Origin of the sequence: Burkholderia pyrrocinia, assembly GCF_001028665.1 — a bacterium.
Lineage (GTDB): Bacteria > Pseudomonadota > Gammaproteobacteria > Burkholderiales > Burkholderiaceae > Burkholderia > Burkholderia pyrrocinia.
On sequence record NZ_CP011504.1, the window covers coordinates 1,236,853 to 1,259,315 of the forward strand.

At 66.8% G+C, this 22,463-nt stretch carries 25 protein-coding genes; 14 read left to right on the forward strand and 11 right to left on the reverse strand.

Features of this window, described 5'->3' with window-relative positions; translation table 11 throughout:
- The first annotated feature begins 424 nt into the window (after positions 1-424).
- From ABD05_RS21775 to ABD05_RS21785, 3 genes are all read left to right on the forward strand, one after another.
- Positions 425-1,624 carry an amidohydrolase family protein gene (locus ABD05_RS21775; RefSeq protein WP_047902163.1) on the forward strand — a complete coding sequence of 400 codons (1,200 nt, stop codon included), beginning with the start codon at positions 425-427 and terminating at the stop codon, positions 1,622-1,624.
- Between the two features lie 69 nt (positions 1,625-1,693).
- Positions 1,694-2,878, forward strand: a complete 1,185-nt coding sequence (locus ABD05_RS21780; protein WP_047902164.1) for an amidohydrolase family protein — start codon at positions 1,694-1,696, stop codon at positions 2,876-2,878.
- Positions 2,879-2,934: 56 nt separating this feature from the next.
- A complete protein-coding gene (locus tag ABD05_RS21785) occupies positions 2,935-3,408 on the forward strand; it encodes a nuclear transport factor 2 family protein (RefSeq protein WP_047902165.1) in 474 nt (157 codons plus the stop codon).
- 61 nt (positions 3,409-3,469) lie between these two features.
- On the opposite strand, the gene ABD05_RS21790 is transcribed toward ABD05_RS21785, so the two are convergent.
- The gene (locus ABD05_RS21790) at positions 3,470-4,330 is read right to left on the reverse strand and encodes a LysR family transcriptional regulator (protein ID WP_047902166.1); all 861 of its coding nucleotides are present in this window, start codon (positions 4,328-4,330) and stop codon (positions 3,470-3,472) included.
- Positions 4,331-4,520: 190 nt separating this feature from the next.
- On the opposite strand from ABD05_RS21790, the gene ABD05_RS21795 reads away from it, so the two are divergent.
- Complete coding sequence (locus tag ABD05_RS21795; RefSeq protein WP_047903715.1) at positions 4,521-5,195, forward strand: ankyrin repeat domain-containing protein; 675 nt, start codon at positions 4,521-4,523, stop codon at positions 5,193-5,195.
- 3 nt (positions 5,196-5,198) lie between these two features.
- Here ABD05_RS21795 and ABD05_RS21800 read toward each other — a convergent pair whose 3' ends face one another.
- Together ABD05_RS21800 and ABD05_RS21805 are read right to left on the reverse strand one after the other, a co-directional pair.
- On the reverse strand, positions 5,199-5,888 hold the full coding sequence (locus ABD05_RS21800; RefSeq protein WP_047903716.1) for a nucleotidyl transferase AbiEii/AbiGii toxin family protein: 690 nt from the start codon (positions 5,886-5,888) through the stop codon (positions 5,199-5,201).
- Positions 5,885-6,364 (reverse strand): helix-turn-helix domain-containing protein, encoded by a 480-nt coding sequence (locus ABD05_RS21805; RefSeq protein ID WP_047902167.1) that lies wholly within the window; start codon positions 6,362-6,364, stop codon positions 5,885-5,887. The genes ABD05_RS21800 and ABD05_RS21805 overlap by 4 nt, the downstream gene beginning before the upstream one ends.
- Positions 6,365-6,831: 467 nt before the next feature.
- On the opposite strand from ABD05_RS21805, the gene ABD05_RS21810 reads away from it, so the two are divergent.
- Together ABD05_RS21810 and ABD05_RS21815 are read left to right on the forward strand one after the other, a co-directional pair.
- Positions 6,832-7,632: an ABC transporter substrate-binding protein gene (locus ABD05_RS21810; protein WP_047902168.1), complete on the forward strand. Its 801-nt coding sequence runs from the start codon at positions 6,832-6,834 to the stop codon at positions 7,630-7,632.
- 39 nt (positions 7,633-7,671) lie between these two features.
- On the forward strand, positions 7,672-8,520 hold the full coding sequence (locus ABD05_RS21815; protein WP_047902169.1) for a phytanoyl-CoA dioxygenase family protein: 849 nt from the start codon (positions 7,672-7,674) through the stop codon (positions 8,518-8,520).
- Positions 8,521-8,604: 84 nt separating this feature from the next.
- Here the strand turns inward: ABD05_RS21815 and hutC are convergent, their stop codons facing one another.
- Positions 8,605-9,342, reverse strand: coding sequence for a histidine utilization repressor (gene hutC / locus ABD05_RS21820; RefSeq protein ID WP_047902170.1), 738 nt, complete (start codon positions 9,340-9,342; stop codon positions 8,605-8,607).
- A 31-nt stretch (positions 9,343-9,373) separates the two neighbouring features.
- On the reverse strand, positions 9,374-9,916 hold the full coding sequence (locus ABD05_RS21825) for a helix-turn-helix domain-containing protein (protein WP_047902171.1): 543 nt from the start codon (positions 9,914-9,916) through the stop codon (positions 9,374-9,376).
- 133 nt (positions 9,917-10,049) lie between these two features.
- Between ABD05_RS21825 and ABD05_RS21830 the strand changes: the two genes are divergently transcribed.
- From ABD05_RS21830 to ABD05_RS21840, 3 genes are read left to right on the forward strand one after another with little or no spacing between them, the layout of a single operon-like run.
- Positions 10,050-10,832 carry an aldolase gene (locus ABD05_RS21830; protein WP_047902172.1) on the forward strand — a complete coding sequence of 261 codons (783 nt, stop codon included), beginning with the start codon at positions 10,050-10,052 and terminating at the stop codon, positions 10,830-10,832.
- 50 nt (positions 10,833-10,882) lie between these two features.
- A complete protein-coding gene (locus ABD05_RS21835) occupies positions 10,883-11,779 on the forward strand; it encodes a dihydrodipicolinate synthase family protein (RefSeq protein WP_047902173.1) in 897 nt (298 codons plus the stop codon).
- The gene (locus ABD05_RS21840; protein ID WP_047902174.1) at positions 11,776-12,480 is read left to right on the forward strand and encodes an MOSC domain-containing protein; all 705 of its coding nucleotides are present in this window, start codon (positions 11,776-11,778) and stop codon (positions 12,478-12,480) included. The genes ABD05_RS21835 and ABD05_RS21840 overlap by 4 nt, the downstream gene beginning before the upstream one ends.
- Positions 12,481-12,517: 37 nt before the next feature.
- Here ABD05_RS21840 and ABD05_RS21845 read toward each other — a convergent pair whose 3' ends face one another.
- On the reverse strand, positions 12,518-13,282 hold the full coding sequence (locus ABD05_RS21845) for an SDR family oxidoreductase (RefSeq protein WP_047902175.1): 765 nt from the start codon (positions 13,280-13,282) through the stop codon (positions 12,518-12,520).
- Between the two features lie 457 nt (positions 13,283-13,739).
- Between ABD05_RS21845 and ABD05_RS21850 the strand changes: the two genes are divergently transcribed.
- The gene (locus ABD05_RS21850; protein ID WP_047902176.1) at positions 13,740-14,447 is read left to right on the forward strand and encodes a YceH family protein; all 708 of its coding nucleotides are present in this window, start codon (positions 13,740-13,742) and stop codon (positions 14,445-14,447) included.
- Between the two features lie 56 nt (positions 14,448-14,503).
- On the opposite strand, the gene ABD05_RS21855 is transcribed toward ABD05_RS21850, so the two are convergent.
- Together ABD05_RS21855 and ABD05_RS21860 are read right to left on the reverse strand one after the other, a co-directional pair.
- A complete protein-coding gene (locus ABD05_RS21855) occupies positions 14,504-14,926 on the reverse strand; it encodes a hypothetical protein (RefSeq protein WP_047903717.1) in 423 nt (140 codons plus the stop codon).
- 31 nt (positions 14,927-14,957) lie between these two features.
- On the reverse strand, positions 14,958-15,512 hold the full coding sequence (locus ABD05_RS21860; RefSeq protein WP_047903718.1) for a hypothetical protein: 555 nt from the start codon (positions 15,510-15,512) through the stop codon (positions 14,958-14,960).
- Positions 15,513-15,916: 404 nt separating this feature from the next.
- Between ABD05_RS21860 and ABD05_RS21865 the strand changes: the two genes are divergently transcribed.
- The 3 genes from ABD05_RS21865 to ABD05_RS21875 all read left to right on the forward strand — a co-directional run bounded on the left by ABD05_RS21865 (position 15,917) and on the right by ABD05_RS21875 (position 19,173).
- Positions 15,917-17,233, forward strand: a complete 1,317-nt coding sequence (locus tag ABD05_RS21865; RefSeq protein ID WP_047902177.1) for a lipase family protein — start codon at positions 15,917-15,919, stop codon at positions 17,231-17,233.
- Between the two features lie 190 nt (positions 17,234-17,423).
- Positions 17,424-18,548: a 3-deoxy-7-phosphoheptulonate synthase gene (locus tag ABD05_RS21870; RefSeq protein ID WP_047902178.1), complete on the forward strand. Its 1,125-nt coding sequence runs from the start codon at positions 17,424-17,426 to the stop codon at positions 18,546-18,548.
- A gap of 196 nt (positions 18,549-18,744) precedes the next feature.
- A complete protein-coding gene (locus tag ABD05_RS21875; protein ID WP_047902179.1) occupies positions 18,745-19,173 on the forward strand; it encodes a PRC-barrel domain-containing protein in 429 nt (142 codons plus the stop codon).
- A 219-nt stretch (positions 19,174-19,392) separates the two neighbouring features.
- Here the strand turns inward: ABD05_RS21875 and dapF are convergent, their stop codons facing one another.
- Positions 19,393-20,223, reverse strand: coding sequence for a diaminopimelate epimerase (gene dapF / locus ABD05_RS21880; RefSeq protein WP_047902180.1), 831 nt, complete (start codon positions 20,221-20,223; stop codon positions 19,393-19,395).
- 350 nt (positions 20,224-20,573) lie between these two features.
- On the opposite strand from dapF, the gene ABD05_RS21885 reads away from it, so the two are divergent.
- Positions 20,574-20,993: a hypothetical protein gene (locus tag ABD05_RS21885; RefSeq protein WP_053059962.1), complete on the forward strand. Its 420-nt coding sequence runs from the start codon at positions 20,574-20,576 to the stop codon at positions 20,991-20,993.
- Positions 20,994-21,053: 60 nt separating this feature from the next.
- Here ABD05_RS21885 and ABD05_RS21890 read toward each other — a convergent pair whose 3' ends face one another.
- Positions 21,054-21,605 (reverse strand): cytochrome b, encoded by a 552-nt coding sequence (locus ABD05_RS21890; RefSeq protein WP_053059963.1) that lies wholly within the window; start codon positions 21,603-21,605, stop codon positions 21,054-21,056.
- 162 nt (positions 21,606-21,767) lie between these two features.
- Positions 21,768-22,451, reverse strand: coding sequence for a response regulator transcription factor (locus tag ABD05_RS21895; protein WP_027790286.1), 684 nt, complete (start codon positions 22,449-22,451; stop codon positions 21,768-21,770).
- Positions 22,452-22,463: the final 12 nt, after the last annotated feature.

The following is a 22,463-nucleotide window of genomic DNA, read 5'->3' on the forward strand; positions in this document are numbered from 1 at the left end:
TAAAGTCTGTTGCCGCGTAAATCGCCGGTCGGTCGGGCGCTGAAGCGAGGGCCGGCAAGGGCGCCGGCGCCCGTTCGGCAGCTTCGATGACGCGTATCGATAGCGGTCCGGCGGAGTGTCTCCAGAGGCGGTCGGCGCGTCGATTCCGGCGCCCGAAACCTCGGCTTTCGCGACGTCGCCCGACGGGCCATTGGCATGCAGGCCACCTCCGACGAGATCGGACCCCGCCGCCGCACCTCGCTCGCGTGGCGTTTGCGCCGCGCATCGCGAAATCGAATGCGCGGCATCGCGACATTTAATTGGCTTCGGGCAGCGGCGTCCGATATCGTGGCCGGATTCCCTGCCAACGGTCGCGTCGCGCCGGCTGCGGTTCCTTCCCCTGTCCGCGCCGGTGTCGCGCAGCGACCGCCCCACATTCCGAGCCATGACCGATCGTATTTTCATCAACGCCGTCGACGCCGGCGGCCAGCCTATCAACCTCGTCGTTCGTGACGGCCGCTTCACCGCGATCGGCGCCGATTGCGCGGCTGCGCCCGGCACGGAGACGATCGACCTCGACGGCCGCGTCGTGCTGCCCGGTTTCGTCGACGGCCACATTCACCTCGACAAGAGTTTCGTCGGCGATCGCTGGGTGCCGCACGAACCGGTCGGCTCGCTGCGCGAGCGGCTCGTGGTCGAGAAGCGCCTGCTCGCGGCCGCGCCGCCGATCGTCGAGCGCGCGAACGCACTGATCGCGCAGGCCGCCGCATTCGGCACGGTCGCGATGCGTAGCCACGTCGACGTCGATGCGACGACGGGCCTGTCGAACCTGCAGGCCGTGATGGCCGCGCGCGAACAATGGCGCGGGATCGTCGACATCGAACTCGTCGCGTTTCCGCAGGCCGGCGTCGTGACGTGCCCGGGCACCGCCGACATCCTCGACGCGGCCGTGCGCGAAGGCGCGGACGTGGTCGGCGGGATCGACCCGACGACGCTCGACGGCGACGCGGATGGCCAGCTCGACATCGTGTTCGGCATCGCCGAGAAGCGCGGCGCGAAGATCGACATCCACCTGCACGAGCCGGGCGAAACGGGCATCGCGCAACTGCTGCGGATCGCGGCGCGCACGCGTGCGGCGGGGCTCGGCGGGCGCGTGAACGTGAGCCATGCGTATGCGCTCGGCGAAGTCGGTTACGACGATGTTCAACGCACCGCCGCGGCCCTCGCCGAAGCCGGCGTGTCGATCCTGACGAATGCGCCCGGCGACTGCGCGTTTCCGCCGGTGCAGCAGTTGCGCGATGCGGGCGTGCACGTGTTCGCGGGCAACGACAACATCCGCGACGCGTGGTGGCCGTACGGCAACGGCGACATGCTGCAGCGCGCGATGATGGTCGGCTATCGGTCGGGCTTCTACACCGACGAAGCGCTCGGCGTCGCGCTCGACATGGCGACGCATGCCGGCGCTCGCGCGATCGGCAAGGAGAACTACGGAATCGCGGTCGGCTGCGACGCGACGTTCGTCGCGGTGCGCGCGCCGAATGCGGCGGCGGCCGTCGCGGGCGTGCCGGCCGAACGCCGGGTGTTCCGCCGCGGCGAAAGCGACACCGGCGCGCCGTTCGCCCCGTCGCTGCGCTTCACGCGCTGACCGACCTGAGCGCGGGCACCGCACACGCGCCGTGCCCGCTTCGCACTGACCGACCACACCGGAACCGACATGACGAACCTGCTGATCCGCAACGTCCGCACGAGCGCCGACGCTGCGCTCGACATCCTGATCGAAGACGATCGCATCGCGCGCGTCGGCCCGTCGCTCGACGCGCCCGCCGGCTGCGCGATCGAGGACGGCGCGGGCGCGCTCGCGCTGCCCGGCCTCGTCGAAGGCCACACGCACCTCGACAAGACGCACTGGGGAATGCCGTGGTATCGCAACCAGGTCGGGCCGCGCCTCGTCGACCGCATCGAGAACGAACGGCACTATCGCGCGACGAGCGGCCATGACGCGGGCGCCGCATCGCTCGCGCTGGCGCGCGCGTTCCTCGCGGCCGGCACGACGCGCATCCGCACGCACGTCGACGTCGATACCGAAGCCGGGTTGCGGCACCTGCACGGTGTGCTCGCGACGCGCGAGACGCTGCGCGGGCAGGTTGAAATCCAGATCGTCGCGTTTCCGCAATCGGGCGTGCTCAAGCGGCCGGGTACCGACGCGCTGTTGTCCGACGCGCTCGGCGCCGGCGCCGATCTGCTCGGCGGGCTCGACCCGTGCGCGATCGAAGGCGATCCGGTCGAGGCGGTGGACGTGCTGTTCGCGATCGCCGAGCGCCACGGCCGCGGGCTCGACATCCACCTGCACGAGCGCGCGTCGATGGGCGCGTATTCGCTCGACCTGATCCTGCAGCGCACGGCCGCGCACGGCATGCAGGGCAAGGTCACGATCAGCCACGGGTTCTGTCTCGGCGATATCGCCGAACGCGAGCGCGATGCGCTGCTCGCGCGGATGGCCGAACTCGGCGTCGCGATCGTCACGACCGCGCCGGCGGCGGTGCCGGTGCCGCCGGTGGCCGCGTGCCGCGCGGCGGGCGTGACCGTCATCGGCGGCAACGACGGCGTGCGCGACACGTGGACGCCGTACGGTTCGCCCGACATGCTCGAACGCGCGATGCTGATCGGCATGCGCAACGACTTCCGCCGCGACGATGCGCTCGAAGTCGCGCTCGACTGCGTGACGCATAGCGCGGCGCGCGGTTGCGGTTTTGCCGACTACGGGCTGCAGCCGGGCGGCCGCGCTGATGTCGTGCTCGTCGATGCGCTGACGTTCGCCGAGGCCGTCGTCGCGCGGCCGGTGCGGCGTCTCGTCGTGTCGTCGGGGAAGATCGTCGCGCGCAACGGCGCGCTGGTCTGAGCGCGTGTCGCCCCCGGTATGATCCGGTTTTCAGCCGGATTTCCCGGGAGACGACGATGCGACGCACGACAGCGGCACGGGCCGCACGATGGATGGCGGCGGCCCTGTTCGCCGTGACCGCCGCGCATGCGGTGGCGGCCGGCCCGAACGACGCGCAGCAGGAAGCCAATCGGCGGGCCGTGCTCGCGTTCTACGAAAAAGGCTTGAACGAGAAAGACGCGGACGCCGCGCTCGCGTATGTCGGCGAGCGTTACGTGCAGCACAACCCGAACGCGGCCGATGGCCGCGACGGCTTCCGCAAGTTCGTCGCGTTCCTGCGCGACAAGTATCCGCAGTCGCACAGCGAGATCAAACGCTCGTTCGTCGACGGCGACTACGTGATCCTGCACGTGCACGCGGTGCGCGAACCCGGCACGCGCGGCAGCGCGATCATGGACATCTTCCGGCTGGAGAACGGCAAGATCGTCGAGCACTGGGACGTCAACCAGCCGGTGCCCGAGCAGGCCGCGAACGGGAACACGATGTTCTGAGTCTGAGTTGTCCGGGGTGGGCGGCCCCCTTCTTCCTTCCTGAACGAACTCCGCCGCTCGACTATTCCTCGTGCTCCAGCATCGCCGCGAGCGTCTTCGTCAGCTCGCTGACCATCGGGTCGGCCGTCGGCCGATGCAGGATCGCGATGTCCATGTGCTCGATCGGCGCGAAACCCTGCTTCGCGGTCAGCACGGTGTGCTCGTCCGTCACCACGCGCGCGGGCAGCACGCTGATGCCGAGCCCGTCCGCGACCGCGGCCTGGATGCCGCTCAGGCTCGACGTCGTGAAGCTGATCCGCCAGCGGCGGCCGCGCTCCTCGATCGCCTTGATCATGTCGTCGCGATAGAGCCCGCGCGGCGGAAACACGACGATCGGCACCGGGTCGAGATCGATCGACGGATGCTTCGCGCTGTCGATCCAGCGCAATTTCTCGGGCCAGCGCACGACGGCCTCGCGGCTGTCGCGGCGCTGCTTGATCAAGACGAGGTCGAGCTCGCCACGGTCGTATGCGGCGCTGATGTCGCGGCTCAGCCCGCACATCACTTCGAGCTTGACCTGCGGATGCGCGCGATTGAACGCGGCGAGTGCATGGGTCGTGCGGCCCGCCGCGAAATCGTCGGGCACGCCGAGCCGGATCGTCAGTGCGACCGTTGCGCCCGACAGCGCTTCCAGCATCTCGTCGTTCAGCGCGAGCATGCGCCGCGCATAGCTGAGCACCGTCACGCCCGCGTCGGTCGGCCGCACGTCGCGCGTGCCGCGGTCGAGCAGGCGGTGTCCGGCGATTTCCTCGAGCCGGCGCACCTTCTGACTCACCGTCGACTGCGTCGAGTGCAGGCGCGCGGAGGCCGTCGTGAAGCTGCCGCAGTCGGCGACCATCACGAGCGCGCGCAGCAGGTCGAGGTCGAACAGGGGTCTATTCATTTCTGAACTTTTTCTGATTCGAACATTTCATTTCCAAATGCGTGCGACGACTTTTAACATGGCCGGACGCCGCGGGCAATCGCGGTTTCGCCGGACCTGCGCGATGTTGCGCCGCGCTGCGTCGCGGGGGCGCCTGACGCAACACATCGGCCGCGCATCGGCGAGCGCGGGCACGCAAGGAGGAAACGGGATGTTTTTCAGACGGATCGCGATCATCGGCTCGTTTGCATTGACGACGCTTACGTCGGCCGTGGCGGCCGCCGACGGCGGCGCGCTCGAGGGCCGGCTACGCAGCGCAGCCGACCGCGGCGAAGCCGGCGAGGTGCGCACGCTGCTCGAGCGCGGCGCGCAGGTCGATGCGCGCGACAGGCAGGGCCGCACCGCACTGCTGATCGCGACGCACGGCAATCACGTCGATGCGGCGCGCGTGCTGATCGAAGCAGGCGCGGATGTCAACGCGAAGGATGCGATCCAGGACAGTCCGTATCTGTATGCCGGTGCGCGTGGCTATCTCGACATCCTGCGGCTGACGCTCGCGCACGGCGCGGACCTGCGCAGCACGAACCGCTATCGCGGCACGGCGCTGATTCCGGCGGCGGAGCGCGGTCATGTCGACACGGTGCGCACGTTGATCGACGCGGGCGTGAACGTCGACCACGTGAACCGGCTCGGCTGGACCGCGCTGCTGGAGGCGATCATGCTCGGCGACGGCAGCGAGCGTTATGTGCGGATCGTGCAGTTGCTCGTCGACGGGCATGCGGACGTCAATCTCGCGGATTCGAACGGCGAGACGCCGCTGCAGCATGCGCGGCGGCGCGGGTATGGGGAGATCGAGCGGGTGCTGGTGGGGGCGGGGGCGCGGTAGGTTTCAGCGGGGGCGCGATTTGCGCTCCGGGGTAGTGCCGGGCAGCTGCCTGAGGAATGCGTCGGCCAGTTCCACACAGTAGTCGAACGACGGTGTGTAGCCGAGTGTCCGGATGTCGTCGAAGCGCGACTTTACGAAGGCACGATGCTCGTTGAGCAGACGCAAAAACGTGTCGCGATGCCGAACGAGAAATGCACTGGCTTCCATCAGGCTCTCCGGTTCCCGCTCGATGACCAGACACAGATCGAACAGGTCCCGCGCGGTCGGGCGATCGCCACGGTGCCACATCTTCTTGGCGACGATTTCAGCGGAAGTCTCGACCTTGATGACGTGATCCATCAGCATCCATTCGTCGTAGCCGGGAGACATCAGATTTCGGGAGACCACGAAGTCTATTTCGCCGTCGGGCAGCACCAGTTTCACGAAACCGGCGTGTTCCTCGTAGTCCGTCGTGATGTCGGATGCGGCGTCGCTGATGCGGGGGTTCACGTACCCGAGATACTGCGGGTCGGGCACGAAGATGTCGACGTCCTTGCTGACGCGATGGCCGTGGCGCAGCATGAGAACCGTGCCGCCGCCGAACGTCCAGAACGGATTCGACTTGCCATGCTTCCGTATCTCGTCGACCAGCGTCAGCGCGTGACGGAAAAGGCCCTGCCACGGGCCGTCGGGTAACGCGGTTGGTGCGGTCATGCCCATACCTCCCGATAGAGATGAAGATCCTTCGACCATGCCGCGAGGTTTTTCCAGATGGTCCGAAGCGGCGTGCCCGAGCGTTCGGCGGCTTCTTCGGCCGCCTTTACGACCACGGGCAGCGGCACCTCGTCGAGGATGACGGAGAACTGCGATTCGTATCCTTCCGGAATGTGTCCGGTGGTCAACGCGTCTGCCAGCAGGCGCTCGGTCAATTCACCCTTGTAGCTGACGTTCGCGCTCACAACGGCCTTGTAGAGGCCGTTGTGAGGTTGGCGCGGCAGCGCCAGGAGTTCGATGCCGAGCACGCTGAGCAACGGGATCAGCTTGTTGATTCCGAGATCCTTGACCTTTCCGGCTTCGAGCTGGTTGACGGTGAACCGAGACAGTCCGGCGAGCTTGGCAAGCTGGGCCTGCGTGAGGTCGAGCTCCGCCCTCCGTTTCGCAACGGCCTGACCGATTTCATAGAGTTGCATGTTGACCTCCCGGCGCGGGTTCGGTGCTCTTGGATGTAAAGTATATCTTACACATTCGGATGAGCCACTGGCCCCGTGCAATCTCTGGAGCGGTATAGGACGCATCGTCAATATCGTCGGAACGGGACCAGGCGAGACCTGTATAGACATCGTCGTTCCACGGATATCCGGAAAAACACGCTCTGTGGTGGGCATGCGTCGCGCAGGGTAAACACCCGAAAACCGCGAAAATGCCCGCTATACAGGCTTGTTTCGAGCGCCATCCCATTTTTCCCACTCCCACCGGGTCTCGATTCACTCATCCCGCCTTCTCCTGCTTGCGCTCAAAAATTGAGCGGTCTAGACTGCATCGCAGTTTCATCGAAGTCCCCGTCTTTCGCGCACCGCACCGTGCCGGCATCCCGGCGCGGTGCCATCCACCGGACGCCGGCGGTCGCCCGCCGCGTCGAGACCATCAAGGACACGTCATGAACCGCACTGCAAAGCTCCTCGTTACCGCGCTGGCGTTCGCGCCGCTCGTATCGTTCGCACAGGACACGTCGACGATCCGCTGGGGCATCGATCCCACGTATCCGCCGTTCGAGGCGAAGCAGCCCGACGGCTCGCTCGCCGGCTTCGACATCGACCTGCGCAATGCGATCTGCGAGGAACTGCGTGCGAAGTGCGTGTGGGTCGAGCAGGGCTTCGACGGGATGATTCCGGCGCTGCGCGCGCGCAAGTTCGACGTGATCATGTCCGCGATGACGGCCACTGACGAGCGGCTCAAGCAGATCGACTTCTCGAACAAGCTGTATGCGTCGCCGGGCGCGCTCGTCGCGCCGGTCGGCTCGAAACTGCTGCCGACCGCGGCGTCGCTCGCGGGCAAGCGCATCGGGATCGACCAGGGCACGACGCAGGAGGCGTACGCGAAGGCCGAATGGGCGACCAGGGGCGTGACGATCGTCTCGTACCAGAACCAGGATCAGGTGTACCAGGATCTCGTCAACGGCCGCCTCGACGCGACCTTCCAGGACAAGACGCAGGCCGGCTACTCGTTCCTGAAGACGCAGCGCGGCAAGGGCTACGCGTTCGCGGGCCCCGACGTGACCGACGTGCGCATTACCGGCTACGGCGTCGCGATGGGGCTGCGCAAGGGCGACGCCGACATGAAGAAGCGGCTGAACGACGCGATCGTCGCGATCCGCGCGAACGGCACGTACCAGAAGATCGCCGCGAAATACTTCGACTTCGACATCTACGGCGCGAAGCAGTTGACCGCCGCACCGTGACTCCGTGACTCCGTGATTCACTCAATCGACAGGCAAACCATGACGAGTATCCAGGACCGCGTCGCGCAAGCCGTGACGCCCGAACTGATCGCCGCGTTCCGCGAGGAAGGCGCGGTCTGCATCAAGGGCATCTTTTCGCCCGACGAAGTGGCCGCGCTCCGGGCCGGCATCGACGCGAATCTCGCGCAACCGAGCGAGCGCGCGAAAGTCGCGAGCCGGCCCGACGATCCGGGCTGGTTCTTCGAGGATTTCTGCAACTGGCAGCACAACGACGCGTATCGCGACTTCATCGTGCGCTCGCCGGCGCCGTCGGTGGCTGCCGCGCTGATGGGCACGGAGCACGTGCGGCTGCATCACGATCACCTGCTCGTGAAGGAGCCCGGCACGCGGCAGCGCACGCCGTGGCACCAGGACCAGCCGTACTACAACATCGAAGGCGACGACAACGTCAGCATGTGGATTCCGGTCGATCCGGTGCCGCTCGAATCGACGCTGGAATTCGTCGCGGGCTCGCATCGCGGGCCATGGCTGATGCCGCGCACGTTCATGGACAAGGAGGCGAAGTGGTTTCCGGAAGGCAGCCTCGCCGACCTGCCCGACATCGAAGCCGATCGCGCGGCGTTCCCGATCCGCCACTGGGCGCTCGAGCCCGGCGACATGGTGTGCTTCCGGATGCTCACGCTGCATGCGTCCGGCGGCACGCAGAACCGCCGGCGCGCATTCTCGATCCGCTTCGTCGGCGACGATATCCGTCACGCGCCGCGCCGCTGGAAAACGTCGCCCGAGTTCCCCGGGCTCGCGGAGCAACTGCCCGACGGCGCGCCGCTCGACCACCCGCTGTTTCCGGTCGTGTGGTCGCGCGGCGCGGGGCAGGTCCGCGCGATCTGACCGGCGCATGTAACGAGCGCGGCGGCCGTTTCCCTACGAAACGGCCGCCGCGCGTTTTCGTGCGTGCCGACGTGTGGCGAAAGGTCAGGTCGGGTGGCGCCCGGCGCCCGGCTTGAAACGCGAGCCGAGCCGGTAACGGTTGCCCGGATGCAGGAAATGCACGAACGTGACGGGCAGCCCGTCCGTCCAGGTGCGGCGCGTGAGCGTGAGGCACGGCTCGTCGGCGCGCATGTCGAGCAGGCGCGCCTGTTCGCCGGTCGGCAGCGCCGCGTCGACGACGTGCTCGATTTCCAGTTCGTAGTGCGACACGTTGTTGTACAGGTACTCGGACGGCGGCTCGGTCTGGAAATCCTGGTCGATGAAACCGGGCGCGGCGGCGGGGTTCACGTAGCGGTCTTCCAACTGGATCGGGCGGCCGTTTTCCTCGTGCACGCACACCACATGAAAGACCGGCGTGTTGACCGGCAGGCCGAACGCGGCCGCGACGTCGAACGATGCGGGCTCGCTCGACCGGCTCAGCACGCGGCAGCGATATTCGTGCCCGCGCGCGCGGATTTCGTCGCGGATATGCGCAATCATCAGCAGGTTCGACTGCGGCTTCGCCTCGGCGACGAAGGTGCCGACGCCCGCGATGCGCTTCAGCACGCCTTCCTCGGTCAGCTCGCGCAGCGCGCGGTTGACCGTCATGCGTGCAACGCCGAACTGCGCGGCGAGATCGAGCTCGGACGGAATGCGGTCCCCGGGGCGCCAGTCGCCCGACTCGACGTTCTGGCGAACGAGCGTCTTGATCTGCTGGAACGGTGCGGTGGCCTTTGTGACCATCGGAGGATCCTTGCGCGAAGAGGTGACGAGTCTAGTCGTCGTGGCTGACGATGACCAGGATCTCCGCCTGCGCGGCGCCGAGGCTGCGCGTGCGGTGCGGGATGAGTGCGTTGAAATAGACTGAATCGCCGGTCTTGAGTTGCACCGTCTCGTTCGGAAATTCGATTTCGACGCGCCCCTTGTGCACGAACAGGAATTCCTCGCCTTCGTGCTCGCGGAACGTCGACGCGACGAACTCGTGCGGCGGATGCACGACGAACGGCAGCATCTTCTTCGGCGCGACGCCGGCCGCGATGCTTTCGAAGCGGTGCGCGTGGCTGTCGGCCGCCGCGCCCATCGCCGTGCGCTCGCCGGCGCGCGTGACCGTGATCAGCTCGCGATTGCTGCTTTCCGAGAACAGTTGCTCGACGTCGACATTCAGCGCTTTCGACAGCTTCAGCGCGACCGCGATCGACGGCACGCTCAGGCCGCGCTCGACTTTCGACAGGTAGCTCTTGGTGAGGCCGGTCTCGTCGGCCAGCACATCGAGCGTCCAGCCCTTCTGTTTTCTGAGCAGCTTCAGGCGAATCGTCATGGGGCGCCAGGTGTCCTTCGAAAAACCGATTGTAGCGCATGACACGTTGTGTCATATAATGGATCGCGTGTCACGAATCCCGGGAAAACGGCTGCGGACGACGCGACACATCCGACCCATTCAGGAGGTGAACATGGCGGAAACGCTGAATTTGACGAAGGCGGCGCTGGTCGCGCTGGCTGAGCGGCGTCTTGACAACGAGGTGGGCGACAGCGGCTGGTCCGCGCGGCAGAAGCTCGCGCTCGCGTGCCGGATCCTGTTCGACGCCGGCCACGATTCCGGCCTGGCCGGGCAGATCACCTGTCGCGCGGGCGACGCCGGCACGTACTACACGCAGCGGCTCGGGCTCGGTTTCGACGAGATCTCGGCCGCGAACCTGCTGCGCGTCAACGAGGATCTCGACGTCGTCGACGGCGAAGGCATTCCGAACCCGGCCAACCGGTTCCACACGTGGATCTATCGCGAGCGCCCGGACGTGAACTGCATCATCCATACGCATCCGGCGCACGTCGCGGCGCTGTCGATGCTCGAGCAGCCGCTCGTCGTGTCGCACATGGATACCTGCCCGCTGTACGACGATTGCGCGTTCCTGAAGGACTGGCCCGGCGTGCCGGTCGGCAACGAGGAAGGCGAGATCATCTCGAAGGCGCTCGGCAGCAAGCGCGCGATCCTGCTGTCGCATCACGGCCAGCTCGTGGTCGGCAAGACGATCGAGGAAGCATGCATGCTCGCGCTGCTGATCGAGCGGGCCGCGAAGCTGCAACTGCTCGCGATGTCGGCCGGCGAGATCAAGCCGGTGCCGCCGGCGCTGGCGCGGGAAGCGCACGACTGGATCTCGAAACCGAAGCGCGATGCCGTGACATTCGACTATTACGCGCGCCGCGCACTGCGCACGCATCGCGACTGCGTCGCGTGAACGAGCGCAACGCTTCCGTCACGTTCACTGATCATTGAGGAATACACATCGTGTCTATCCTGCTGCAAGGCATCATTGCCTACCCGGTCACGCCGTTCTCCGCCGACGGCTGCGTCGACCTGAATACGCTCGATGCGCTGATCGAGCGCCTGATCGCCGACGGCGTTCATGCGATTGCCCCGCTGGGCAGTACCGGCGAGAGCGCGTACCTGTCCGATGCCGAATGGGAGGCGGTTGCCAGCGCATCGATCCGCGCGGTGCGCCGGCGCGTGCCGACCGTCGTCGGCATCTCCGATCTCACCACGGCGGGTGCGGTGCGCCGCGCGCGCATCGCCGAACAGGCCGGCGCCGATGCGGTGATGGTGCTGCCGGTGTCGTACTGGAAACTCGGCAACGACGAGATCGTCGCGCATTACCGCGCGATCGGCGACGCGATCGGCATTCCGATCATGCTGTACAACAACCCGGCGACGAGCGGCGTCGACATGTCGCCCGACCTGATTGCAACGATCTGCCGGACCGTCGACAACGTCACGATGGTCAAGGAGAGCACCGGCGACATCAGCCGGATGCACCGGCTCGCGCAGTTGAGCGACGGGACGATCCCGTTCTACAACGGCAGCAATCCGATGGCGCTCGCCGCGCTGGCCGCGGGCGCGGCCGGATGGTGCACGGCCGCGCCGAACCTGAACGCCGCGTTGCCGCTCGCGCTGGTCGACGCGATGCGCGCGGGCGACCTCGCGCGCGCCCGGGCGGCCTTTCATGCGCAGTTGCCGCTGCTGCAGTTCATCGTCAACGGCGGGCTGCCGGTGACCGTGAAGGCCGGGCTGCGCCTGCGCGGCTTCGACGCCGGCGAACCGAGGAAGCCGCTGCTGCCGCTTGGCGATGCGCGCACGCGCGAACTCGAACGCCTGCTCGCGGCACTGCCGGACGGTGTCCCGGCATGAGCGATGAAGCACGGCCGGCGATCGCGGCCATCATCGGCGCGGTGCGGGTCGGCACGAGCCGGCCGCTGGCCGGCACGCCGCACGCGAGCGCGATCGACAAGCGGCCGGTCGACGCGCGTCTGTGGCTGGGCGCGCTCGGTTTTGCCGGCGACGAGCAGGCCGATGCGCGGCATCACGGCGGGCCGGACAAGGCGGTCCACCACTATGCGAACGATCACTATGCGTGGTGGTCCGCGCAGATCGGCGCACGCGACGTGCTGGCGCAACCGGGCGCATTCGGCGAGAACCTGTCGACGCATGGCGTGACCGAGCACGACGTGTGCGTTGGCGACGTGTTCACGCTGGGCGGCGCCGTGCTTCAGGTGACGCAGTCGCGGCAGCCGTGCTGGAAGCTCAACGCGCGCTTCGATCATCCGCGGATGGCCGCGCTCGTGCAGCAAAGCGGCCGGACCGGCTGGTACTACCGCGTGCTGCACGAAGGCTGGGTCGCGCCGGGCGACGTGCTGGCGCTGCATGAGCGCCGCTATCCGCAATGGCCGCTGTCGACGGTGCTCGATGTGCTGTACCGGCGCACGCTCGACATGGCCGCGCTCGATGCGCTGTGCGATGTCCCGGTGCTGCCGCCCGGCTGGCGCAAGATGCTTGAAAAGCGCCGGACCGAGCGGCAGGTCGAAGACTGGACGAAACGGCTCGAGGGGTGACGGGCCGCGTTTCGCGGCTTATCTCGCGGCCCGTGGTTTACCGGGCCGGCAGTTCGCGCACGTCGGCCGTCGGCGTGGAACCGAACGCATCGCTCAGCGCATAACCGATCAATTGGCGTGCGGCCGCCTCGGGCGTCGCGAGCGCGCCGCTCGACTTCAACTGGTCGAACTTTTCGCGCATCGGGAAGTTGTCTTCGCTGGTCGAGCGGATCGTCGCCTGCATGCCGGTGTCGACGACACCCGGCGCGACGCTGCAGATCCGCAGCGCGCGGTTCGCGTCGAGCGCGACTGCGCGAGCATGGTGATCGAGCGCGGCCTTGGTCGCGCAGTAGATGCTCCAGCCCGCGTACGCATTGCGCGCCGCACCGCTCGACAGGTGCAGGATCCGGCATTCGGTCGCGGCGGATGCCGCCTGCGCGAGCGCGGCCGACAGCATCAGCGGCGCCGCGACGTTCAGCCCGACCGCGCGCGCGACGATCGCCGGGTCCTGCGCGGCGAGCGGGCCGATCGGATCGACGATCCCCGCGTTGTTGAACAGCAGCACGATCGATGCGCCGTCGACGAAGCTGCGCAGCGTGTCGCCGGCCAGCCAGGTCGCGACGGCCGACGTGTCGGACAGGTCGAGTTCGACTTCCGCGAAGCGGTCGCCGGCTTGCGATGCGAGCGACGGATGGCGGCTGCGCGACACGCCGAGCACGGCGATGCCTTCCTGCAGCAGTTGTTCGGCGAGCGATGCGCCGAGACCGCGCGTGTGTCCGGTGACGATGGCGCGCACGTGCGGCGCGGGTGAGGATGCAGTCATGGCGGTGAACCGGTGAAGGGATGAAAGGGTGTGCGGTGTTGACGAGCGGCGCGCAGGCGCGGCGGCAGTGCGTGTAGGGCGGGTGATGCGCGGTATCGGCGTGCAGAGGTGTGCAGAGGTGTGCAGAGGTAGTTGCGCGCGGCGCCGCGGATGTCCGCGTGAACGCGTATCGTAGCGCCGGCATGCGTGTCGCGCAAACGCGGGGGTGACTCCGCCATGCATGAGCCGCAGGCCGCGGCGTGTGTGGAGCGCGAATTCGCAAATGCCGTGCGCGTGCGTCGCCGCGCGGCACCGGGAGGCCGATACGTTGGACGAAAGCGGCTGCGGCAAGTGCGCGCGCCGGCAAGGCGAGCGGCGCCGGGCCACGTGTCGCGAGCTATCATATGGCTCGCCCGTTTGCGATGCCGGACGGGCCGCGACCGTTTCCCTTCACCTGCTGCACGCTGCGAAGCCACCCATGAACACCACGCCGGATATGCCCACGCCACGCGCCCTTCGCGAACTCACGCCTCTCGAGGCCCGCATTCTCGGTGTGCTGGTCGAGAAACAGCACACGGTGCCGGACACCTACCCGCTGTCGCTGAATGCGCTGACCGCGGGCTGCAACCAGAAAACCGCACGCGCGCCGGTGATGAACGTCAGCGAGGATGAAGTCACGACCGCGCTCGACGGCCTGAAGCACCTGAGCCTCGTGATGGAAGGCAGCAGCAGCCGTGTGCCGCGCTTCGAGCACAACATGAACCGCGTGCTCGGCATCCCGAGCCAGGCGATCGCGCTGCTGACGATCCTGCTGCTGCGCGGCCCGCAGACGGCCGCCGAACTGCGCCTGAACAGCGCGCGGCTGCACGGCTTCGCGGATATCTCGTCGGTCGAGGCGTTTCTCGACGAACTCGCGGCGCGCGCGCAGGCGCTCGTCATCCGGCTGCCGCGTGCGCCGGGCGCGCGCGAGAACCGCTGGATGCACCTGATGTGCGGCGAGGTGAACGTGGCCGACTTCGCGGGCGCGGATGCCGGCGGCGCGGATTCCGTGCCGCCTTCCGAATTCGAGGCGCTGAAGGCCGAACAGAAACGCCTCGCGGATGAAGTGGCGCGACTGAGTGCGCTGGTTCACCGGATGGCCGGCGAACTCGGGATCGACGTCGACGCGCAGGGCGACGCAGGCTGATCCACAGCGCGATGCGACGCGGTGCCGGCGCGTGCACGCGCGCCGCGACGCCATCGCTACCAGCGGCACCCGGTCTGTTCGGATGCGTCGACATCCAGCGCCCTGCCGAACGCGGTTTTCCTGCCGGTGCGCGCATTGGTGTAGGTCATCGAATAGATGTTCGCGCCCTGGGACATCATTTCGTATCGCCCGTTGATCTTGCCGTCGACCATTTCGACCCAGGTTGTCGTGAACTGGTGTGGACGGTCTTCGGCGAGAACTTCGTCCTCCTCGTGTTCGACCACCAGCGGGAGGGCCGTTTTCGATTTCGCGTACCGGACCATGCCGCCCGTCCATTTGACCGTATCGTCGTAGTAGGTGCGCATCTCGAAGCGCACGGGTTTGTCGCCATCCGATGTGAAGCAGATCACTTCGGTGGACACCTTGGCGAGTGCGGGCAACGAATTGCAAAGCAGTACCGCGGCGAGGATTTTTTTCATGATGGTGGTGTGCAAGAGATAAAGCGGCATTTCAACCGACACTGATCCGCGTAGCCCCGGCATCGACGAGCCGGAACAGCAGATCCTCGACGGCCGTCTCGGGCGCGGAGCCGAGATCCGCGTTGACGCGCCACCCCTGTTCCGTGCGAACCGGTTCCGACAGGTAGTGAACGATGCCATGCAGCCCGTCTTCGGCCGGCGCGTTCTCGTCGTCCACATCGAACCACGCGAAGAACCACGTCTTGAACGCGTCGACCGCCGCGCTTTCGTCCAGACCGTCGGCCTCGATCGCGGCCCAGTCCCACACGAACGGACGGATCGACACGGCCGCCGTCTCGAGGTCGAACGCGAACGGTTCGAATTCCAGTTGCGAGGTCGAATCGATCATCGACGGCTGGCCGGCCGCGTCGCCTTCGGCCGGGATCGTGTCGGCCCGGCACGGCAGCGCGAGCGGCCCTTCGGTGGCCAGCGTGCCGTCGGCCTGCCGGTAGGCCGGTTCGACGATCACCGCCGGTTGCGCTGCCGCTTTCGCGAGCAGTTCGGCATAGGGTTGGCGGATGGCACGGAGCAGTTCGGATACGGTCATCGTGGCGTGTCGGTTGGGCAGGAAACGATCGGTCACAGGCAGGCGGCGCGCCGTGCGGCCGGCGTCGCACGACGGGCCGCTTCGGTACCGCACAGCCGTGATCGTACGGCACTTCATCCGGGCGCGGACAGTCGGCCGAACGGCAGGGGCGTCTGCCTGGCATTACGGCGGATTTAGGCGTTTACCTTCAAACAACGGAAAACGCACGTCGATCGCGTTCCTGTTGTGCTTCAATTCATCCGGTTTGTACTCCTACTAAAACTGCGTATCCGGAACAATCCGGATGATTCATTCACAGGAGACAGTCGATGGCACGGAAACGGTTTTGAAGCGGCACACACGATGGTCTGCAACACCGCCGAAATTCCTTCGATGAAAGCAGGTTATCCCAGGGGCCCCCACCCATGTCCTCCAGACGTTTCATGATTGCCGCGGTCGCCGTGTCCGCCGCGCTGGCCATCGCCGCACCGCCGGCCAGCGCCGCCGCGCCGACCGTGTCCGATCCGTTCTATACGTACACCGGCGCCACGCCATTGGCATCGATTCCACCGGGCACGGTGCTGAAGACGCGCAACGTCACCTATCACGTGGCCGGCATTCCGACCGCGCTGACCGCGCAGCAGTTGCTGTACCGCACCAACAACGCGCAGAACCAGCCGGTCGTCAACGTGACGTCCGTGATCCGGAGCGCGGTCAGCAACGGCCAGGCCATCTCGTACCAGTCGGCCTACGATTCGCTGAACCCGTACGACGAACCGTCGCAGGTGATCGCCGGCGACCGCGATGTCACGAAGGTCATCAACGTGGGCACGTTGCTCTACAGCGCGGAATCGATTCCGCTGTCGACGCTGCTGCTGCTGGGCTACAACATCATCGTGCCCGATACGGAAGGCCAGACTGCGGACTTCGCCGCGGGCCCCGAATACGGGATGACGACGCTCGATTCGATCCGCGCGGCGCTCAACACGCCGTCGACGGGCCTGAATCCGTCGAGCAAGGTCGCGATGATCGGCTATTCCGGCGGCGCGATTGCGACGAACTGGGCCGCGCAACTCGCGCCAAGCTATGCGCCCGACATCAACAAGCAGCTCGTCGGCGCGGCCGAAGGCGGCGTGCTGGTCGACCCCGCGCACAACCTGCGCTATGTCGACGGCAGCATCGTCTGGGGCGGCGTCGCCGCGGCCGCGCTCGCCGGGCTGGCGCGCGGCTACAACTTCGACCTGACGCCCTATCTCAGCGACACCGGCGTCGCCGTGTTCAAGGACATCCAGAGCCAGTCGCTCGCGTACATCCTGCCGAAGTACACGGGCCTGCATTGGGGGACGCTGCTGAAGCCGCAATACGCGAACGACATCAACAGTATTCCGGTGTACGTGACGTATGCGAACAAGGTGAATGCGGGGCTGGCCGCGTCGCCGACGATCCCGATGTATATCGGCCAGGGCACGGCGGGCGCGCTCGACGGCACCTTCAGCAGCCAGGTGGGCGACGGCGTGATGCTTGCGTACGACGTGCGCGCGCTGGCGCAGAAGTTCTGCGCGAGCGGCACGCCGGTCACGTACACCGAGTATCCGCTCGAGCATGCGGGCGCGATCGTGCCCTGGGTGGCCGGCATGCTGCCGTGGCTCTACGACCGCTTCAACGGGAAAGCTGCGCCGAGCAATTGCTGGCTGACGGCGCTGCTGCCGAGCAATTCGCTGGCGCCCGAGACGCTGCACTAGACGCGCCGGGCGACGCGGTGAAGGGCAGGGCGATCCGCTGCGGATCGCCCTTTTTTTTCGCGCGTTTTGACGTCGGTCGCGTTGCCCCGACCGCCGCCGCACGCATTCCCCTGCGGCAACCCTCTGCCGCCTCTCCCGGGTGCCATAATCGAGCCTGCACATCATTCCAGACGTCCCCCGGAGAATCACCATGCAGAACCTCGACAATCCTTCCCACGATCGCGAGGTAGGCAGCGCCGACGCGACGCAGGACACCACGCGCATCGACGACGTCCGCATCGGCGCCGTGCGTCCGCTGATTTCGCCGGCGCTGCTGCTCGACGAGTTGCCGGTGCCGGCCGCCACGCAGACGCTCGTCGAGGATACGCGCCGCGCGATCGGCGACATCCTGCACGGCCGCGACGACCGGCTGCTGCTCGTCGTCGGCCCGTGCTCGATCCACGATCACGACCAGGCGCTCGACTACGCGCGCCGCCTGAAGGCCGCCGCCGATGCGCTGAAGGACGACCTGCTGATCACGATGCGCGTCTACTTCGAGAAGCCGCGCACGACGGTCGGCTGGAAGGGCTACATCAACGATCCGCGCCTCGACGGCAGCTTCCGCATCAACGAAGGGCTGCGCGCCGCGCGGCAACTGCTGCTCGACATCAACGCGCTCGGCCTTCCGGCCTCGACCGAATTCCTCGACCTGCTGAGCCCGCAGTACATCGCCGACCTGATCGCGTGGGGTGCAATCGGCGCGCGCACGACCGAGAGCCAGAGCCATCGCCAGCTCGCATCGGGCCTGAGCTGCCCGATCGGCTTCAAGAACGGCACCGACGGCGGCGTGCAGGTCGCGTCGGACGCGATCGTCGCCGCGGCCGCGAGCCATGCGTTCATGGGGATGACGAAGATGGGGATGGCCGCGATCTTCGAAACGCGCGGCAACGACGACGCGCACGTGATCCTGCGCGGCGGCAAGACCGGCCCGAACTACGACGCCGAACATGTCGAGGCGTGCTGCGCGGTGCTGCGCAAGGCCGGGCTGCGCGAGCAGGTGATGGTCGACTGCTCGCACGCGAACTCGAACAAGTCGCACGAGCGGCAGATCGACGTCGCGCAGGATCTCGCGCGACAACTGTCGCTGGGCGAGCACCGGATCGTCGGCGTGATGGTCGAGAGCCATCTCGAGGCCGGGCGCCAGGATTTGAAACCGGGTGTTCCGCTGAAGTATGGGGTGTCGATTACCGACGCGTGTTTGAGCTGGACGCAGACGGAGCCGGTGCTCGATGTGCTGGCGGAGGCGGTGCGGCAACGGCGCGCGCTATCTGCCTGAATTCCGGCAGGTACGCGATTCGCTGCGTTGTCCGTCATGCAGCGAATCGCACGGGCGGTGCGACGGGTGCTGCGTCATCACGTTCGATGCAGCATCTCGCGAGTGGCGCTAACATGGGCCGGTGCGATGTGTCGCGCACGGAGGCGGCGAGGCCGGCCGTCGATACCGACAACAATTCACCGGAGTGCATAAAAGCATGGCGTTCTACAAAACCCTCATCGCAGCAACCGTCCTCGCATCGAGCGTCAGCGCACACGCGCAGATCGCCGGCGCGCAGCCGATCAGCGTCACCGTCGAGCAATCGCAGGCGCTGCTCGAAGGCTGGAGCGTGAAGAAGAGCGTGCTCGGCAAGGCCGTCTACAACGACGACAACCAGAAGGTCGGCACCGTGCGCGACCTGATCGTCGCGCCGGACGGCTCGGTGTCCGCGGCGATCGTGTCGGCCGGCGGCTTCCTCGGCGTGGCCGCGCACGACGTCGCGGTGCCGATCGCGTCGCTCGACGTGCGCAACGGCAACATCTACCTGCCGGGCGCGACGAAGGAAGCGCTGAAGGCGACGCCGGCGTTCCAGTACGCGAAGGTGCCGTCGCCGCCGAAGCCGAAGAAGGTCGACGACAAGCACTGATCGTCGATTCGATGTATCGCAGCCCGGCGCGCACCGCGCCGGGTCCGGCGACCGCCGTTCGTCGATAGCCATGCGAGTCGGCGCGAGTCGGCGGGGGCTCGGCCTCGCATCATGGCTCCGGGCGAATTGCCCCGACGATCGATGCCGATGCGGCTGCGCATCGTGTGCGGACCGGCGCGGTGCGCCGCCACACGCCGTGAATGCCGCAGATGCCGGCGATCAGATCGCCGGCTTCTCTTCGTCCACCCACACCCCGTCGAATCCGAACGAAACCGGCCCGCTCAGGAGCACGCTGCCGGCGCCGTCCCATCGAACGGTGACGTCGCCGCCGTCGCAGGTCACCCGCACCGTATCGTCGAGCAGCCCGCGCCGGATGCCGTTGACGACCGCACCGCACGAACACGATCCCGAACCGAGCGGCACGCCGCCGCCGCGCTCCCAGATGCGCAGGCGAATATGCGTGCGATCGATGACCTGAACGAAATGCACGTTGGTTTTCTGCGGAAACAGCGGATGCGCTTCGATGGCGGGGCCGAGTGCCGCGACGTCGATCGTGTGGAGGTCGTCGACGAAGAACGTGCAATGCGGGTTGCCCATGTTGCAGGCGGCCGGCGCGCCGGGCAGCGGCAGCGCGAGAGTGTCGAGTGCGTCGGCGACCGGCACGTCCCGCCAGCCGGTGAGCGGCGTGCCCATCTCGACGGTGATCAGGCCGTTCGTCTCCCTCGAACACACGAGATACCCGCGGCGGGTCCGCAGCACGAGCGACGCCATGCCGGTTTCCCGCATCAGTTGCCACGCGACGCCGCGCGTTGCGCTGCCGCAGGTGTCGAGCGGCGAGCCGTCGGCGTTCCAGAACGCGACGCGGGCCGCCGCGTCGTCGCAGTCCGACACGACGGCAAGCTGGTTGAAGCCGATGCCTCTGTGCCGGTCGCCCATGCGCCGCACGAGGTCGCGATCGAGGCGGGGCGCGCCATCCTGATCCTGACCGCGCAGGTCGACGATGACGAAGTCATCGCCGTTTGCGTTCATCTTCTGAAATCCGATCGGCATGGCGGTTCCGGCAGGGAGACAGGCGAACACTGTACGTGACTCGCCGTTCCCGATCAATCGCATGCCGGACCGGCGGTTTGCATAAATTTGTTCTTGTCGCGGCTGCGTCGATAGGGCGCCTGCTGGGGTTCCTTCCCTTGCGTTCCTGTCGGGCTGCATGGAGGGGTGCAGGCGATCGCCGCGTCGAGGGACGACGCCAGGACCTCGAGCGCCCATTCACATGATGGCTTTTTCGTTAAAACCGCCTCTATTCCAGGGGATTCGGTGATTTCATCCGGATTCGTCGACAGCGCATCGCTCGACGCGTCGTTTCAGTCCCCGAATTTCGCTCGCTCACCCAGGTATTCGACGTGCTGGCCACCGCCACGCCGCCGAATCCGTGCAAGCTGCCGATCAGCCATACGGGAGCGGGCAATCTCGGCATCGGCGGCGGCGGATCGGTCACCGTTCCGAACAAATGCGACGTGTTGTCGAACGGCATCTCGCTCGGCAATTGCGCGGCCTCCGCGAAGCCGACCATCGGCTTGCACGACAAGGCCGCACAACCGAACGCGGACAAGACGCTGTTGCAGTTGAGCGCGGCGGCAGCTCGCGCGGTGGCGCAGGGTTTCAACCTCGTGATGACCGAGGCATCGACCGGCGAGTGGATTGCCTGTGGCGATCCGGTGAGTGCCGGGCAGTACCCGATGAAGCGCGTGGGCAACATGGCGACGATTCCGCTGCGCGCGCAATACATCCGTACCGGCGCCGCCGAGTTTACGTTTCCGTGAGGGCGGCTCGATTCGCGGGCCGCGCCCTGCGAGATGGGGGTATGTCGATGCAATGCGAGATCACAGCATGCGCTTCAACACATCGTTCTTCGACACGAAATGATGCTTGAGCGCGGCACCGGCATGCGCCGCCACCAGGGCCGCCAGCGTGTAGCAGGCGATCTTGTGGAGGGCGAACCAGTGCTCCGTCACCGGCCCTGCCGAGAACGGCGTCTTCACGAATACCGTCCAGAACAGCCAGTACCCTTCGGGCACCATCAGGTAGCCGCTCACGAGGACAACGGCGATGAGCGCATAGATCAGCGAATGCACCAGATGCGCGACCGCACGTTGCTTTTCCGGAATCGACTGAAGATCCGGCGGCGCCTTGCGGAAGAACGACCAGAGATACCGCAGCGGAAACAGCGCGATCAGGCAGGTCGCGAGCGACATGTTGAGCGTCGACACGAAGCCCCAGATCGCCGGTTGCGTGATGAAGTGAAGCGAGATGCCGGCAACCATCGTGTAGAGAATGATGGCCGCGAAGATCCAGTGCATCGCGCGGGAGAGCCGATCGTATCGGCGGACCTGCGGTGATCGGTGCCGCACGTGCGGCAGGGAAACGGAAGACATGATTCAACATCCTTGATCGGGTGTCGATCGGTTGATCGACATGATTTAAAGATGAGAATTATCTTGACCGTGCCGCGCGACGTAAAAGTTTATGAAGGATTTCTCAACGCGCGCGGCGCCTTCCCGTCACAGCCGCGCGGGCCGCGTTCGGCCGCGAACGGCTCAGGTCCGCTCGAGCCGGTACCCGTAGTTGTAGATCGTCGTGATGACGAGCCCGTTCTTCGGCCGCAGCCCGAGACTCCTGCGCAGCTTGCTCACGTAGGTTGCCAGAGTCGCGTCGTATTTCCGGTCGACGACGCCCCATACGTGCTTGATCATCATGTCCTTCGACACGATCCGGCCGACACTCTCGAACAGCATCAGCGCGAGATCGAATTCGCGCCGGGCCAGTTCGACGGGCGCGCCGTCCACGGTGGCGACGTGCGTACCGGTGTCGAGCGCGAATTTCCCGACCTCGACGATCTTCGCCCGCTGCGTTTCCGGATAGTACTTCCGCGCCTGGGCGCTCACGCGCGCGATCAGTTCGCGTTCGCGCAGCGGCTTGACGAGATAATCGTCGGCGCCATTGTTGAGGCCGAACACGATGTCGTCCTCGCCGTCGTGCTGCGTCATCATGATGATCGGCAGCGCGTCGGCGAACGAATCGCGCGCCCAGCGCATCACGTCGATGCCCGACATGCCGGGTACGTCCCAGTCGAGCAGCAGCACGTCGACGCGCGTCGAGCGTACCAGTTCGACGAAGCTCTCGCCGTCGTGACGGACCTCGGTTTCGTAGCCGGCCTTCTCCAGCCAGCGGGCTACGACACCCGCCTGCGTCACGATGTCTTCCAGGATTGCAACGATCATGTTGTTTCCGCT

What these genes read in the sequence shown, in the direction of transcription:
- ABD05_RS21775 (WP_047902163.1), top strand. Translation starts at nt 425, where the DNA reads ATGACCGATCGTATTTTCATCAACGCCGTCGACGCCGGCGGCCAGCCT.
- ABD05_RS21780 (WP_047902164.1), top strand. Translation starts at nt 1,694, where the DNA reads ATGACGAACCTGCTGATCCGCAACGTCCGCACGAGCGCCGACGCTGCG.
- ABD05_RS21785 (WP_047902165.1), top strand. Translation starts at nt 2,935, where the DNA reads ATGCGACGCACGACAGCGGCACGGGCCGCACGATGGATGGCGGCGGCC.
- ABD05_RS21790 (WP_047902166.1), bottom strand. Translation starts at nt 4,330, where the DNA reads ATGAATAGACCCCTGTTCGACCTCGACCTGCTGCGCGCGCTCGTGATG.
- ABD05_RS21795 (WP_047903715.1), top strand. Translation starts at nt 4,521, where the DNA reads ATGTTTTTCAGACGGATCGCGATCATCGGCTCGTTTGCATTGACGACG.
- ABD05_RS21800 (WP_047903716.1), bottom strand. Translation starts at nt 5,888, where the DNA reads ATGACCGCACCAACCGCGTTACCCGACGGCCCGTGGCAGGGCCTTTTC.
- ABD05_RS21805 (WP_047902167.1), bottom strand. Translation starts at nt 6,364, where the DNA reads ATGCAACTCTATGAAATCGGTCAGGCCGTTGCGAAACGGAGGGCGGAG.
- ABD05_RS21810 (WP_047902168.1), top strand. Translation starts at nt 6,832, where the DNA reads ATGAACCGCACTGCAAAGCTCCTCGTTACCGCGCTGGCGTTCGCGCCG.
- ABD05_RS21815 (WP_047902169.1), top strand. Translation starts at nt 7,672, where the DNA reads ATGACGAGTATCCAGGACCGCGTCGCGCAAGCCGTGACGCCCGAACTG.
- hutC (WP_047902170.1), bottom strand. Translation starts at nt 9,342, where the DNA reads ATGGTCACAAAGGCCACCGCACCGTTCCAGCAGATCAAGACGCTCGTT.
- ABD05_RS21825 (WP_047902171.1), bottom strand. Translation starts at nt 9,916, where the DNA reads ATGACGATTCGCCTGAAGCTGCTCAGAAAACAGAAGGGCTGGACGCTC.
- ABD05_RS21830 (WP_047902172.1), top strand. Translation starts at nt 10,050, where the DNA reads ATGGCGGAAACGCTGAATTTGACGAAGGCGGCGCTGGTCGCGCTGGCT.
- ABD05_RS21840 (WP_047902174.1), top strand. Translation starts at nt 11,776, where the DNA reads ATGAGCGATGAAGCACGGCCGGCGATCGCGGCCATCATCGGCGCGGTG.
- ABD05_RS21845 (WP_047902175.1), bottom strand. Translation starts at nt 13,282, where the DNA reads ATGACTGCATCCTCACCCGCGCCGCACGTGCGCGCCATCGTCACCGGA.
- ABD05_RS21850 (WP_047902176.1), top strand. Translation starts at nt 13,740, where the DNA reads ATGAACACCACGCCGGATATGCCCACGCCACGCGCCCTTCGCGAACTC.
- ABD05_RS21855 (WP_047903717.1), bottom strand. Translation starts at nt 14,926, where the DNA reads ATGAAAAAAATCCTCGCCGCGGTACTGCTTTGCAATTCGTTGCCCGCA.
- ABD05_RS21860 (WP_047903718.1), bottom strand. Translation starts at nt 15,512, where the DNA reads ATGACCGTATCCGAACTGCTCCGTGCCATCCGCCAACCCTATGCCGAA.
- ABD05_RS21865 (WP_047902177.1), top strand. Translation starts at nt 15,917, where the DNA reads ATGTCCTCCAGACGTTTCATGATTGCCGCGGTCGCCGTGTCCGCCGCG.
- ABD05_RS21870 (WP_047902178.1), top strand. Translation starts at nt 17,424, where the DNA reads ATGCAGAACCTCGACAATCCTTCCCACGATCGCGAGGTAGGCAGCGCC.
- ABD05_RS21875 (WP_047902179.1), top strand. Translation starts at nt 18,745, where the DNA reads ATGGCGTTCTACAAAACCCTCATCGCAGCAACCGTCCTCGCATCGAGC.
- dapF (WP_047902180.1), bottom strand. Translation starts at nt 20,223, where the DNA reads ATGCCGATCGGATTTCAGAAGATGAACGCAAACGGCGATGACTTCGTC.
- ABD05_RS21890 (WP_053059963.1), bottom strand. Translation starts at nt 21,605, where the DNA reads ATGTCTTCCGTTTCCCTGCCGCACGTGCGGCACCGATCACCGCAGGTC.
- ABD05_RS21895 (WP_027790286.1), bottom strand. Translation starts at nt 22,451, where the DNA reads ATGATCGTTGCAATCCTGGAAGACATCGTGACGCAGGCGGGTGTCGTA.